Here is a 13984-nt window from a genome sequence, read left to right as displayed (position 1 = left end):
GAACCTTAGGCCTTGGCGCCGAGCGTCGGTTCGGCGCGGGACGCCGTGGCCGGCGCCGGCAGTTGCACCGGATCGTGGTCGGAACTGGCGAAAACCTCGCGGTCGAGACGCTGCATAGCGCCAGCGAGGATGCCGACATCGACCAGATCGTCCTCGGCCGAGAACACCTCGATCTCCGTCATCCGCGCCAGCTCGCTCACCAGCCCCTCGTCCAGGCCGGCCCGGAAACCCGCCTCCATCAGGTCGAAGGCGGCGACACCGCGCCCGGTGAAGGCGACGCGTTGCGGATTGAGCAGCGCGATCAATCGCGACAGGCCGAAGCCGAGGGCAAGGCCAGCCTGGTGATAGGCCATGCGGACACGATCCTCGCCGGCGCGCGCCCGCTCCTCGAGCTTGCGCATCGTCTCGGCGTCGGGATCGATCTCGGTGGGCGGCTCGTCCGGGGGCAGGTTCTCGACCGACCGGTAGATCGCGTAGTCGGCCACATAGGCCTCGACGCAGCCCCGTCGGCCGCAGCGGCAGAGTGCCCCGCCCGGCATGTGGTTGGCATGGCCGAACTCGGCGCCGGAGCCATAGGCGCCGGTAAACAGCTTGCCATTGATGTAGAGCCCCATGCCCACGCCATAGGCGATGAAGATGACGGCGAAGGTGCCACCGAAACGCACCGGATCACGCGAGTTCAGCGCTTGCGCCATCATGTTGACGTCGTTGGTCATCGACGCCGGGATGCCGAAGGCATCGGCGACCGGTCCCGGGATCGGCCCGACATCCACCGACACGGTCGGGCTCCACAACAGCGTGCCCGTCGTCTCGTCCGTGGTGCCGGGTATGGCGATGGAAATCTCCGAAACCCGCGACGGCTCGATCTCGCGATCGACGAAATAGCCGCGAATGATCTCGATCAGCCGCGCGACAAAGGCGGCGGAATCCGGCCCCATGGTCGGGATCGCATAGCGGCTGCGGTCGCGCAGATGGCCGGCATAATCGCTAAGGAGCAGCGTCACTGTATTGAGCGAGACCTTGACGCCCAGCACATAGGCGGCCTCCGCGTTCAGCGTCAGGGCGACGCGCGGGCGCCCTCGCCCCAGCGGCCGCTCGGCGCGCTCGTCGATGCTCGCAGTGACGAGAATGTGCTCGGCGAGAAGATCACCGGTGATGGCGGAAATGGTCGCGGGGCTCAGGCCGGTTTCCCGGCCGAGTTCCACGCGCGCCAACGGCCCGGCCCGGCGCACAGCGCCCAGAACAAGACCCCGGTTCTGGCGACGCACGAGTTCAGTGTCGGCTTTGCTCTGCACGATTCTCTCCCCAGGCCGCAGAATGATCTATCGATTATTGATTTCCAAGGACAATTCGTCCGGCCGTCGCCTGGGCGGAAACCTAGCATAATCGGCGAGAAGGGTGCGCGGGTGTGCGCGCCAAATTGCCGGGCCGCCCTGCGGGGTGGTCTTGCCGAGCCGCCGGTAGCGTCGTATGTCGTCACGCCCCGTAGGCTCATCGCTTCGAAGGACGTCCACCCATGACCGTCGCCCGAACCGCCGCTACGGCGGCTGCCATCACCAGCGCATTCTCGACGCTTCGCGGTCACCGCGACCGGGTCGAGGCCCAGACCATGCGCGACATGTTCGCGGCCGACCCGGCGCGCTTCAGCCGCCTTTCCCTCACCGTCGATGATCTGCTGCTCGACTATTCGAAGAACCGCATCGACGCCGCCGCGATCGTCGGCCTGCTCGACCTCGCCCGGGTCGCCGGCGTCGAGGAGCGCCGCGACGCGATGTTCGCCGGCGAGAAGATCAACGTCACCGAGAACCGCGCGGTGCTGCATGTCGCGCTGCGCGCCCAGCCCGGCGAGACCTATCTCGTCGACGGCCGGAATGTCGTCGAAGACGTGCACGCCGTGCTGGACGCGATGGCCGCCTTCGCGGAAGGCGTGCGCGACGGCTCGATCGCTGGCACGGGCGGCCGTTTCACCGACGTCGTCAATATCGGCATCGGCGGCTCGGATCTCGGCCCGGCCATGGTGACGCGGGCGCTCAGCCCCTATCATGACGGCCCGCGCCTTCACTTCGTTTCCAACGTCGACGGCGCGCATATCCACGACACGCTGGCCAAGCTCGACCCGGCCACCACCCTGTTCCTCGTCGCGTCCAAGACCTTCACGACGATCGAGACGATGACCAACGCCGCGACCGCGCGCCGCTGGATCGTCGAGGCGCTCGGCGAAGAGGCGGTCGGCGCGCATTTCGCGGCCCAGTCGACCGCGCTCGACAAGGTCGGCGCCTTCGGCATCGACGCCTCACGCGTTTTCGGCTTCTGGGACTGGGTCGGCGGTCGCTATTCGGTCTGGTCGGCGATCGGCCTGCCGGTGATGATCGCCATCGGCAACAAGAACTTCCGCGCCTTTTTGGCCGGCGCGCACGACATGGACCAGCATTTCCGGACCGCGCCGCTCGATCGTAACCTGCCGGTCATGCTGGCGCTGATCGGCATCTGGAACCGCAATGTCCTCGGCTTCCCGGCCAAGGCCGTGCTGCCCTACGACCAGCGCCTGGAGCGGTTCGCCGCCTATCTGCAGCAGCTGGACATGGAATCGAACGGCAAGCGCGTCACGCTCGAGGGAACGCCGGTGACGCTCGCGACCGGCCCGCTCGTCTGGGGCGAGCCCGGCACCAATGGCCAGCACGCCTTCTACCAGCTGATCCACCAGGGCACCGACGTCATCCCCTGCGATTTCCTGATCGCGGCCAAGGCGCACGAGACCGACGGCGTCCATCATGCGCTGCTGCTTGCCAACTGCTTCGCGCAGACCGAGGCGCTGATGCGCGGCCGCACCACCGACGAGGCGCGCGCCGAACTCGCCGCCGAAGGCAAGGTGCCGACAGAAGTCGAGCGCCTCGCGCCGCACAAGACCTTTCCGGGCAACCGCCCGTCGAACACGATCCTCTACAAGACGCTGGATCCCTACACGCTCGGCCGCCTGATCGCGCTCTATGAGCACCAGGTGTTCGTGCAGGGCGCGATCTGGGGCATCGATTCGTTCGACCAGTGGGGTGTCGAGCTCGGCAAGCAGCTGGCGCTGCAATTGCTGCCGATGGTCGAGGGTCGCGCCGACGCCGCGAGCCGCGATTCGTCGACCGCGGGCCTGATCAGGGCCGCCGCCCAGCTCGGATAGGGCTGGCTGTGACGTCCGTCATAGGGCGTTGCAGTAGATTGAGGGAGCATCGGGCACGGAACGTTCCGTCGTGAACCCAAGTGCTACCGATGTCCCTCGCTGCCTTCAATCTCGAAACCTATTCGCAAATCGTCGCCGCCTATTATGGAATTGCCGGCGTCACCATCCGGCCGGCGCGTAAGGCGGATTTCCCCCGGCTCGCCGAAATCCAGGTGCAGGCGCTCTGCAACTCGCGGCTCGGCCGCGACGGACCGCATCTTGTGCAGCGCTACATCGAGCGGCATCTGCGCCAGACCCTCGCCCTTTGCCAGAGCCCGACCTTCTTCGTCGCCACCAATGATGAAACCGTGATCGGCTGCGGCGGCTGGACGGACGTCTCAGCCGAGGCGGGCTCGCTCCCCTGCGCCGTTGCCTTCTATGTCGATCCCAGCCATTCGGGCCGCAAGATCGGCCGAAGCCTGCTCGCCGTCAGCGAAGCGAGCGCCAAAAAGTCCGGCGTCGACAGCCTGCTCGCCTTCGTCCCGCAAGGCGTCACGGCGATGTTCCGCAATGCGGGATACTCCGCCGGCGATATCGTGCCCTACGATCTCGGCCATTCGCTCGCCATCGAGCTTCAGCTCATGCGCAAATGGCTGTCGCACTAGTCGCCCGAAATGACCGGCTTCGACCGGCGCCTCAGGCTTCGCGGGTCGAGCGATGGACCACGATGCGGTGGCCGTCGACGGAAAGCCGGCCTTCCTTCGTCAGGGCGCGGATCTGCTTGTTCACGGCCTCGCGGCTCGCGCCCAGCATCTGCGCCAGCGTTCCCTGCGTCATGTCGAGCTCGACCACGGCGATGTCGCGTTCGATCCGGCCATGGATGAGCGCCAACTGGCGCAACAGCACCAGCAATCGATGGCGAAGGTCGGAAAAGACGGCGCGATTGACCTGCTCATTGGTGTGCCGCAGCCGCTCGCACAGGCTCAAGATGATCTGACGCTGCAGCTGGCTGGAGCTGTCGAGCAAATTGAGGAACGATTGGCGCGGCAGGAAGATGAGCCTCGCCTCGGTCAGCGTCGCCGCGCCGGCGCTGCGCGGCAGGCCATCGATCAGCGAGATCTCGCCGATCACCTCGCCTTCCTCGAATAGCTGGATCGTCAGCTCGCGGCTGTCGTCGGCGGTGAGGAAGATCCGCACGATGCCCTCGACGACCGAATAGAGGCCGTCGGACTCATCACCCTGCGAGAACAGCAGCGTATCGGCGGGGACGGTGGAGACACGGGCGATCTGCGCCAGACGCGTGATGTCGTCCTTCTCCAGGCCGTTGAAGAAGCTCGTTCGCCCGAGCCAGGTTACGATTTCAGCGACCTGCACCCCTGCCCTCCGTCGACAATGCACCCACTAGTGCCCACAACCGATAGCATTCAATTCGCTTCCTGACGAGCGAGGCGCCCAAGGGCGCCTGAGCACCGCCAGGCCACTCGCGCCCCCCTGAGAGCGCAACCACTCCGTCCATGGATACTACAGGCAGGGCTATCATACGGGTTCCGGTCCTGTTCCGTCCCGATTGCCGAGCATCCGGTCGACCAGAAGATGGCCGAGCTGGCGCGGCTCGGTCTCGGCGACCAGCGTCAATTTGGCCGATACGGCCAGCGTCGAGATGCCGTGCAGGCCGGCCCACATGGTGACGGTGGCCGCGTAGCGTGCCTCCGCGGACCTATCCGGCATCAACGGCTCCAGCGCCTCGGCCACCAGGCCGATCAGCGCCGCCAGCTTCGGCCGATACCAGTCGGGCAAGTCAGCGCCCTCCGGCAGGCGATGCTCAAACAACAGGCTCCAGAGTCGCGGCCTGCTCTCGACAAAGTCGAAATAGGCCTCGACGAGACGCTGCGGTCGCGTCGCCGGGCTGCCGCCGGCCGCGGCGCCGAGTTCGACCGCCAGCGCGTCCAGCGTCATGCCGTTCAGCTGGACGATCAGGTCGTCGAGATTGGCGAAGAGATTGTAGATCGTGCCGGGCGCGTAGCCGATCCGCTCGGCGACACGGCGCACAGTCAGGCCGCGCAGCCCCTCCTCCAGGGCGATCACCTCGGCTGCCTCAAGCGCCAGCCGCTTGAGCTCCTCCGGTGCATGGTCGCTGCGCCGCGCCATCCTTGGCTGTCCTTCGCGTCAACAGGATTGGTTTTTCATGGCCGACGCATAACACATATTGAACATTGTTCAAAACGCAGATATAAATTGAACATTGTTCAATTAAAGCGGCTTGCGAGATGCCGCGAACAGGCTGAGGTTTGACGTCATGGACGCATTGACCGAGACATCCCCGCCGGACGCCCAGCCCGTGGAACCTGCACGGTCCGGATCGCCACCGCTCCTGAAGACGCCGGGCTTCCTGCCGCTCTTCATCGTGCAATGGTTCGGCGCCTTCGCCGACAACGCACTGAAGAGCGCCTTCGGCTTCATGGTCGCCTATGGTGGCGCGGACCTGTTCGGCCTGTCGCCGCAAGTGGCGGTGACGCTGGGCGGCGCCGTGTTCATGCTGCCCTTCTTCCTGTTCTCCGGCGTCTCCGGCCGTCTCTCGGACACGGTCGACAAGAAGCTGGTCGTGCGCTGGACCCGGCTCGCCGAAGTGGCGCTGGCGATCCTCTCCGCCTACGCCATCATGATCCATTCGGCCCCCCTCGCCTTGCTCGGCATGTTCTTCTATGCGGTGCAGTCGACGATCTTCGGACCGGCGAAATATTCGATCCTGCCGCAATTCGTCGGCCGCGAGCGGCTGGTCGCCGCCAATGCGCTGTTCGAGGGTTCGACCTTCGTCGCCATCCTGCTCGGCACCCTGTTCGGCGGCCTCACCATCGGCCTCGGCGGCAAGTGGATCGCCATTGTCGGCCTCGTCTCCGTCGCGCTGATTGGCGCCGTCGCGGCCTTCTTCATTCCCTCCGCGCCGCCCGCCCCCGGTGCCGGCCGCTTCCGTTTTTCGCTGATCGGGTCGAGCCGCGGCGCCTTCGCAGCGATCCGCCGCAAGCGGACGCTCTTTCTCGCCGTCTCCGGCATCTCCTGGTTCTGGATGATCGGCCTGATCGTGATGTCGGTCTTCCCCGACTTCGCCAAATCGACGCTGAAAGTCGACGAGATCGTTGCTAATCTGCTCGTCGCCGCCTTCGTCGTCGGCATCGCGCTTGGTTCGGCGGCGACGGCGAAGGTGCTGGCCGGCCGCATCTCGGCCCGTCACACGCCGATCGGCGCGCTTGTCATGGCGCTCTTCCTGGTCGACCTGTCGCATTCCGCCACCGCGCTCGGCGCGGTCGGCACCGGCGGCGCCCTCGATTTCAGCGCCTTCATCACCTCCTGGGCCGGCATCCGCGTGCTGGTGGACCTCGTCGGCGTCGCCTTTGGTGGCGGCCTGTTCACTGTGCCGCTCTATGCGCTGCTGCAGTCGCGCGCCGACGAGCATGAGCGCTCCTCGGCGATCGCTGGCAACAACATCATGAATTCCGCGCTGATGGTGATCGGCACCGGCCTCGCCGCCGGACTGCTCGCCATCGGCGTCACGACGCTGCAATTGCTGTTCTGGCTCGGCCTCGCCAACGTTCTCGCGGCGATCGTCTGTCTGAAATTCGTGCCCGACGAACTGGTCAAGGCGATCGGCCATCGCCTGATGCAGCTGCTCTTCCGCGCCCGCGTGAAGGGCCTCGAGAATTACGGCGACGGCGAGGACGCGGCCGTCGTTGTCGTCAACCACACCTCGTTCATCGACGCCGTATTGCTCGGCTGCATGCTGCCGGGCAAGCCCGTCTTCGCCATCAACAAGTACATTGCGACCCGCTGGTGGGTGCAGCCGGCGTTCCTGTTCTTCGATCTGATCCCGGTCGATCCGACCAGCCCCTTCACCGTCCGCAAGATGGTCAAGCTGGTCAAGGAAGGCCGCCGCCTGGTGATCTTCCCGGAGGGGCGCATCACCGTCACCGGCGCGTTGATGAAGGTTTATGACGGCCCGGCGATGATCGCGGCGCTGGCCGAGGTGCCGATCATCCCGGTCCGCATCGATGGCGCGCAATACACCCTCTTCTCGCGGCTGAAGGGCAAGGTGCGCCAGCGCCTCTTCCCGGAGATCAAGATGACCGTGCTGCCTTCGCGGCGGATCGCGCTGACGCCCGGCCTGGTCGGCCGCAAACGTCGCACCGAAGCCGGCCATCATCTGCAGGCGATCATGACCGAGATGGTCTATGCGACCAGCCCGGCGGCGGAGACGCTGTTCGACGGCCTGCTGCACGCCCGCCACATCCACGGCAAGCGGCCGGTGCTTGAGGACGTCACGCGCAACCCGATCGGCTATACGCAGATCATCCGCGGCGCCTTCGCGCTGGGAAAGTCCTTCGCCAAGCTGTCGGAGCCGGGCGAGCGTGTCGGCGTGCTGCTGCCCAACACCACCGCCGCCGTCGTCACCTTCTTCGCCCTGCAGGTCACCGGCCGCATTCCGGCCATGCTGAACTTCTCGGCCGGCCCCGCTTCTGTCGAAGCCGCCCGCAAGGCCGCCGAGGTCAAGCTGGTGCTGACGTCGCGGCTCTTCATCGAAAAGGGTCGCCTGCAGCCCCTCGCCGACATCCTCGGTGCCAATGCCCGCCTCGTCTATCTGGAGGACCTGCGCGGCGAAATCGGCCTCTTCCGCAAACTGTTCGCCATGGCTGGCGGCATCGCCCCCCGTTTTGTGAGCCGCGCCGCCTTCCAGCGCCCGATAGGTCCGGAAGCCGAGGCGGTCGTCTTGTTCACTTCCGGCTCGGAGGGCACGCCGAAGGGCGTTTCGCTCAGCCACCACGCCATCCAGGCGAACCGCCAGCAGATCGCCAGCGTCATCGATTTCTCGAGCGAGGATGTCGTCCTCAACGCACTGCCGCTGTTCCACGCCTTCGGACTGACGGCGGGCTGCCTGCTGCCGCTGTTTTCCGGTGTCCGGCAGATGCTCTATCCGTCGCCGCTGCATTACCGGATCGTGCCCGAGATGGCCTATGACGTGAATGCCACCATCCTGTTCGGCACCGACACCTTCCTCGCCGGCTATGCCCGCATGGCGCATCCCTATGATTTCTATTCCGTGCGCTACGTCTTCGCCGGCGCCGAACGGGTGAAGCCGGAAACCCGCCGGGTCTGGTCGGAGAAGTTCGGCATCCGGCTTCTGGAAGGCTATGGCACCACGGAGACATCGCCGGTCATCGCCATCAACACCCCGATGGCCAATCGCCCCGGCTCGGTCGGCAAGGCGCTGCCCGGCATCGAGACGCGGCTGGAAAAGATCGCCGGCATCCAGGAAGGCGGCAAGCTGCTCGTGCGCGGCGCCAATGTCATGCGCGGCTACTACCGCGCCGAGGCGCCGGGCCAACTCCAGCCACCATCGGACGGCTGGTACGATACCGGCGACATCGTCACCATCGACGACGGCTTCATCACGATTTCCGGCCGCGCCAAGCGCTTCGCCAAGGTCGGCGGCGAGATGGTGTCGCTAGCGGCGATCGAGGCTCTGGCCGGCGAATTCTGGCCGCATCACGCCACGGCTGCCGCCGCCGTGCCGCATGAGCGCAAGGGCGAGGAAATCGTGCTGGTGACGGCGCGGCCGGAAGCCGACCTCTCGGAATTCCAGCGCTTCGCCCGAGGCCGTGGCCTGTCGGAGATCATGCTGCCGCGCACGGTGCTCTTCGCGGAGAAGCTGCCGCTGCTGGGCTCCGGCAAGGTTGATAATACGGCCGTGACGGAGATCGCGTTGAAGGCGAAAGCGCCCCCGGCAGAGGCTACAGTCGAAGCATAGGGTCAAGTCTACCCTGCCCCTGCCCGCTTGCGGGCGAGGGTTGAGTGAAAGCCTTACTTCCGTTGTTTCAACGGCTTGGCGGCATTGGCTCGGATGGCCACGTCGACCGCCGCCAAAGCCCAATCGCGAAGTTCGTCCGGATCATCGAACAGGCGTTCGGGCAGGCGGTAGTAGCCGAGCGATGTCTCGCGGCCGTTCTTGGAGGCATAGACGAACGGGTCGCAGCCCTCCGCCTCGAAGGCCGGGCGGGTGGTGTCGTCGACCTTGAGGTAGATCGCGTCCTCCGCGACGAGGCCGAACATCAACCCGTCGCGGAAGATGCCCTGGCCGCCGAACATGCGGCGGATACGGACGTTTCCGACCGGCTCGAACAACTCCGCGAGATAGTCGAGATCGGCGGTCATCGGTGTCCTCAGTCGGCGATATCGAGACCCATCTGCCAGAAGTCGGCCTCGAGCCGCGTCGCCTGGCGGAAGGTCTCGAGCAGGCGCGGGTAGCGCGCCTCGGTCAGCGACAATGCCGCGAGACGGTCGATCTGGGCAAGGCTCGCCTGCGCCACGGCCTGAAAGCCCTCGCCGGCATATTCGCGGATCCAGGCGGTGTAGGGATTCGTGCCGTCGAGGCCGGTGCCGGAGGCGGCGAGGTCGGTGCCAATTTCGGCATAGCCGACGACGCAGGGCGACAGCGCCACGATGAGATCGAGCATGTCTCCGCGCAGACCGGCTTCCTGGACGAAGCGCGTATAGGCCACGGTGGCTCGGGATTCCACAGTTCTTTCAACGGCATCCTGAGAAAGACCCCATTCGGCGCAAAGCGTCAGATGCAGGTTCGTCTCGTCCAGGATCGAGTGCATGCCGGCCGAGGCCTTGCGCATCTCCTCCGCGTTCGGCGCCTTGTAGACACCGATGGCATAGGCGCGGGCGAACTCGATCAGGAACAGATAATCCTGCACCAGATAGTGCTGGAAGCTGGCCTTGGGCAGCGTGCCGTCGCCGAGGCCGAGCACGAAGGGGTGGCGGACATAGGCCTGCCAATCGGCGGCGACATCAGACTTCAGACGCTCGAAGAGGTTCGACAAACCAGTCTCCATCGTGGACGCGGGGGAAATCAGCGCAGCCGAAAGCAGGCGGTTAACAGCGCACCGCCTGTTAGCCTTCCGGTAGCGGGATGTTAACGGTCGGCCGCGGCCGACGCCGCCTCGGCGAGATCAGCCGGCTTCAGCATGACGGACTCGCCGCAGCCGCAGGCCGACACCTCGTTCGGGTTCTTGAAGACGAAGCCGGAACGGAGCTTGGTCGTCTCGAAATCCATGACGGTGCCGAGCAGGTAGAGCACGGCGGCCGGATCGATGAACACGGTCGCGCCGTGGCCCTCGATGCGCTCGTCCTTCGGATCAGGCTCGGCGACCAGCTTCATGGTATATTCCATGCCGGCGCAGCCGCCCTTCTTGACGCCGATGCGCAGACCGAGAGCCGCCTCGGTCGAATCCTCGACGAGTTCGCGGATCCGCTCGGCGGCGGCCTCGGTCAGGGTCATCACGGCGAAGCGTGAACGGACGCCCATGGCATATCTCCAATTCGCGGCGCGAAGCGCCCTTGTCGGCCCTTAAGATCGGCCATCAGATCCCGTTCTGCAAGGCGCCGACCGGCAGATCGGAATCGTTCGACCATATGCCGGGCGTCGCCAGCTCGACGACATGGCCGTCGGGATCGTTGAAATAGAGGCTCTCGCCGCCCTGCGGCCAGACCATCTCGGCGGTGATGACGACGCCCTTCGCCACCAGATAGTCGCGCCAGGCGCCGAGCTTGTCCTTCGGGATGCGCAGCGCGAAATGATAGGGGCCGCTGCTGTCATGCGCCGGAATCGTGCCGCCGGGCAGATGCACGTCCTTCAGCGTCGCGCCGCGCCGGAACACCAGCAGCACGCTCGCCGGACCGGCGTCGAACGCCACCAGACGATCGTCGGCGATCAGCGGCCGCAGGCCGAGAATGTCGCGATAGAAGGCGGCGGCGCGCTGGACGTCGTCGACATAGATCGCCGTCTCCAGAACCCCGGTGATCGGCGGCGCCATGCCCACGGCCGGCCTCAATACCAGTCGAGCGCGACTCGCGCTTCGTCCGACATGCGATCCTGCGACCAGGGCGGGTCGAAGGTCATGGTGACATCGACACGGCCGACGCCGGGCACCGAGCCGACGGCATTCTCGACCCAGCCGGGCATCTCGCCCGCGACCGGGCAGCCGGGCGCCGTCAACGTCATCTCGATCGCGACATTACGGTCGTCGTCGACGTCGATCTTGTAGATCAGGCCGAGCTCGTAGATGTCCGCCGGGATCTCCGGATCGTAGACCGTCTTCAGCGCGGCGATGATGTCGCCGGTCAGACGCTCCAGCTCCTCGGCCGGAATGGCGGAGGCAGCCGGGGCGGCGGTCGCATCCGCTTCCGCCGCTTCGTTGTTCGCTTCGCCGATCAGCGCGATATCGTCCATTTCAGATCCTCATGCGAAGAAAGCATGCGCCTTGATCAGCGCATCGGCAAGGCGGTCGACTTCGTCGAACGTGTTGTAGAGACCGAACGACGCCCGACATGTGGAGTTCACGCCGAAGCGCTGCAAGAGCGGCTGGGCGCAATGGGTTCCGGCGCGGACGGCGACGCCCTCGCGGTCGATGATGGTCGAGATGTCATGGGCATGGGCGCCGGCCATCTCGAACGAGATGATCGCGCCCTTGTCCTTCGTCGTGCCGAAGATCTTCAGGCTGTTGATCGCTGAAAGCCGCTCGGTCGCGTAGTCGCGCAGCCGCTCCTCATGGGCGAGAATGCGGTCGCGGCCGAGGCGCTCCATATATTCGAGCGACGCGCCGAGCCCGATCGCCTGGACGATCGGCGGCGTGCCGGCCTCGAAGCGGTGCGGCGGCTCGCCATAGGTGACGTTGTCCTCGGTGACGTCGCGGATCATCTCGCCGCCGCCGAGGAAGGGCGGCATCACCTCGAGCAGCGCCTTCTTGGCGTAGAGCACGCCGATGCCGGTCGGGCCGTAGAGCTTGTGGCCGGTGACGCAATAGAAGTCGGCGTCGAGCGCCCGCACGTCTACCGGGAGATGCACGGCGCCCTGGCTGCCATCCACCAGCACCTTGACGCCATGGGCATGCGCGATGCGGATGACGTCCTGGATCGGCACGACGGTGCCGGTGACGTTCGACATGTGGGTGATCGCGACGATCTTGGTCTTCGGCGTGATCAGCTTCTCGAATTCGTCGATGAGGAACGTGCCGTCATCGGCGATCGGCGCCCATTTGATCACCGCGCCCTTGCGCTCGCGCAGGAAATGCCAGGGCACGATGTTGGAATGGTGTTCGAGGATGGAGAGGATGATCTCGTCCCCCTCCCCGATCTCCATCTGGCCGAGCGACGAGGCGACCAGATTGATCGCCTCGGTCGAGGACCGGGTGAAGAGGATCTCGTCGACCGATCCGGCATTCAGGAAACGCCGCACGGTCTCGCGCGACGCCTCATAGGCGTCGGTCGCCGCATTCGACAGGAAGTGCAGGCCGCGATGGACGTTGGCATATTCTTCCGAATAGGCCTTCGTCACCGCGTCGATCATCACCTGCGGCTTCTGGGCGGAGGCGCCATTGTCGAGATAAACGAGCGGCTTGCCATAGACCGTCCTCGCGAGGATCGGAAAATCCCGCCTGATCGCCTGAACGTCATAGGCGCCCAGATCGCTCATGCTGCCTCTTGCCCGCGCGCTGCGAGCCAATTGCGGGAAACCACCTCGAAGGCGTAGCCGATGGCTTCGTCGCCAAGGCCCTCGATCGCTTCGGCCAGGAATGCCGTCACCAGCAGGGTCTCGGCCTCGGGACGCGGAATACCGCGCGAGAGCAGGTAGAACAGGATGTCCTCGTCGATCTCGCCGCTGGTCGCGCCATGCGCGCACTGGACGTCGTCGGCGAAGATTTCCAGCTCCGGCTTGACGAAGAACGAGGCATCCTCGGAGAGGAGCAGGCCCTGCGTCATCATCCGGCCGTCGGTCTTCTGCGCGTCGGGGCGAACCACGATGCGGCCCTGGAAGACGCCTTCGGCGCGGTCGTCCATCACCGCCTTGAACAGCTCGCGGCTGGAGCCGTTCGGCACGGCATGATCGACGCCGAGCGCGATGTCGGCATGCTGCTTGCCGCGCACCATGGTCGCGCCGAACAGGCCGGCGCGGGCGTTCTCGCCGGTATAGGTGACGAAGCTCTGCGAGCGCGAGATCGCAGCACCCGTCATCAGCGTCAGATGATCGAACTGCGTCTCCGTGCCGATCGAGACAGCCATGGTGCCGAGATGGACGGCGGCTTCGCCCTCCGTCTGCAGCTTGGCCCAGACCACCTTGGCGCGGTCGCCGACAGAAGCCTCGGTGACGATGTTGGCCTGATAGGCGCTGTCCGCCGGACCGAGATGCGTCTCGAGGATGCGGACCGATGCATCGGCGCCGATCGTCACGATGTTGCGGACATGCGAAGCGACCGTCGAGCTGGTCAGATGCGCGATCTCGATCGCGCGCTCGATGCGGACACCGGCCGGCACGTCGATGGCGACGCCACCGGTCATCAGCGCCGTGTTCAGCGAGACGACCGCGTCGTTCAGCGTGGCGATCTCACGGCCGACCGAAGCGTCGCCGGCGCGCAGCAGATCAACGAGCGGACGGACCGTGACGCCATCGATGCCCGAGAGATCGGACAGTTCCGGCCGGAAGATGCCGTCCAGCACGACGAGGCGCGCCCTGTCGAGACCCGGAAGCGGATCCTCGAACGAGACAGCGTCGGCGGCGCGACCCTGCGCCAGCGGCGGAATGGTCCGCAGCAGGGCGCGCAGGTCGGTGTAGCGCCAGGGCTCGGTCCGGCGATGCGGCAGGCCCAGCTTCTGGAAGTTTGCGAAAGCGGCCTCACGCGCCGCCGCGACCGCCGGCGAACCCGGCAGATCGGTGCGGGCCGCGGCGAATTCGAGCGCCAGCGTGTCTTCGGCCTGTGTGCGCAGGATGCGCGGTTCAGCGTTCAT

General features: G+C 66.1%; 13 protein-coding genes. 3 read left to right on the top strand and 10 right to left on the bottom strand.

Annotated features, from left to right (window positions below; genetic code table 11):
• Positions 1-5: 5 nt before the first annotated feature.
• Positions 6-1295 (bottom strand): ROK family protein, encoded by a 1290-nt coding sequence (locus G342_RS24490; protein WP_018184411.1) that lies wholly within the window; start codon positions 1293-1295, stop codon positions 6-8.
• A 221-nt stretch (positions 1296-1516) separates the two neighbouring features.
• Here G342_RS24490 and pgi point away from each other — a divergent pair, with 221 nt between their 5' ends.
• Both pgi and G342_RS0117190 read left to right on the top strand, forming a co-directional pair.
• On the top strand, positions 1517-3169 hold the full coding sequence (gene pgi / locus G342_RS0117195) for a glucose-6-phosphate isomerase (RefSeq protein ID WP_018184410.1): 1653 nt from the start codon (positions 1517-1519) through the stop codon (positions 3167-3169).
• Between the two features lie 89 nt (positions 3170-3258).
• Positions 3259-3813: a GNAT family N-acetyltransferase gene (locus tag G342_RS0117190; RefSeq protein ID WP_018184409.1), complete on the top strand. Its 555-nt coding sequence runs from the start codon at positions 3259-3261 to the stop codon at positions 3811-3813.
• Between the two features lie 31 nt (positions 3814-3844).
• Here the strand turns inward: G342_RS0117190 and G342_RS0117185 are convergent, their stop codons facing one another.
• Both G342_RS0117185 and G342_RS24485 read right to left on the bottom strand, forming a co-directional pair.
• Entirely contained in the window at positions 3845-4522 is a 678-nt protein-coding gene (locus G342_RS0117185) for a Crp/Fnr family transcriptional regulator (protein ID WP_018184408.1), read from the bottom strand.
• 162 nt (positions 4523-4684) lie between these two features.
• Positions 4685-5296 (bottom strand): TetR/AcrR family transcriptional regulator, encoded by a 612-nt coding sequence (locus tag G342_RS24485; protein ID WP_018184407.1) that lies wholly within the window; start codon positions 5294-5296, stop codon positions 4685-4687.
• Between the two features lie 190 nt (positions 5297-5486).
• Between G342_RS24485 and G342_RS0117175 the strand changes: the two genes are divergently transcribed.
• Positions 5487-8945 (top strand): acyl-[ACP]--phospholipid O-acyltransferase, encoded by a 3459-nt coding sequence (locus tag G342_RS0117175; RefSeq protein ID WP_198010815.1) that lies wholly within the window; start codon positions 5487-5489, stop codon positions 8943-8945.
• A 53-nt stretch (positions 8946-8998) separates the two neighbouring features.
• On the opposite strand, the gene G342_RS0117170 is transcribed toward G342_RS0117175, so the two are convergent.
• The 7 genes from G342_RS0117170 to sufD form a co-directional block, all read right to left on the bottom strand.
• Positions 8999-9349 (bottom strand): TfoX/Sxy family protein, encoded by a 351-nt coding sequence (locus G342_RS0117170; protein ID WP_018184405.1) that lies wholly within the window; start codon positions 9347-9349, stop codon positions 8999-9001.
• Between the two features lie 8 nt (positions 9350-9357).
• Complete coding sequence (gene tenA / locus G342_RS0117165; RefSeq protein ID WP_018184404.1) at positions 9358-10023, bottom strand: thiaminase II; 666 nt, start codon at positions 10021-10023, stop codon at positions 9358-9360.
• A gap of 92 nt (positions 10024-10115) precedes the next feature.
• Positions 10116-10508, bottom strand: coding sequence for a Fe-S cluster assembly scaffold SufA (gene sufA, locus G342_RS0117160; RefSeq protein ID WP_018184403.1), 393 nt, complete (start codon positions 10506-10508; stop codon positions 10116-10118).
• Positions 10509-10563: 55 nt separating this feature from the next.
• Positions 10564-11016: a VOC family protein gene (locus G342_RS24480; protein ID WP_018184402.1), complete on the bottom strand. Its 453-nt coding sequence runs from the start codon at positions 11014-11016 to the stop codon at positions 10564-10566.
• Between the two features lie 14 nt (positions 11017-11030).
• Positions 11031-11432: an SUF system Fe-S cluster assembly protein gene (locus G342_RS0117150; protein WP_018184401.1), complete on the bottom strand. Its 402-nt coding sequence runs from the start codon at positions 11430-11432 to the stop codon at positions 11031-11033.
• 9 nt (positions 11433-11441) lie between these two features.
• Positions 11442-12674: a cysteine desulfurase gene (locus G342_RS0117145; protein WP_018184400.1), complete on the bottom strand. Its 1233-nt coding sequence runs from the start codon at positions 12672-12674 to the stop codon at positions 11442-11444.
• A complete protein-coding gene (gene sufD, locus G342_RS0117140; RefSeq protein WP_018184399.1) occupies positions 12671-13984 on the bottom strand; it encodes a Fe-S cluster assembly protein SufD in 1314 nt (437 codons plus the stop codon). Before sufD ends, G342_RS0117145 begins: the two co-directional genes overlap by 4 nt.

Source organism: Kaistia granuli DSM 23481, from assembly GCF_000380505.1.
Classification (GTDB): Bacteria; Pseudomonadota; Alphaproteobacteria; order Rhizobiales; family Kaistiaceae; genus Kaistia; species Kaistia granuli.
The sequence above is the reverse complement of the archived record's forward strand: the minus strand, read 5'-3'. Positions and strand labels throughout refer to the sequence as shown.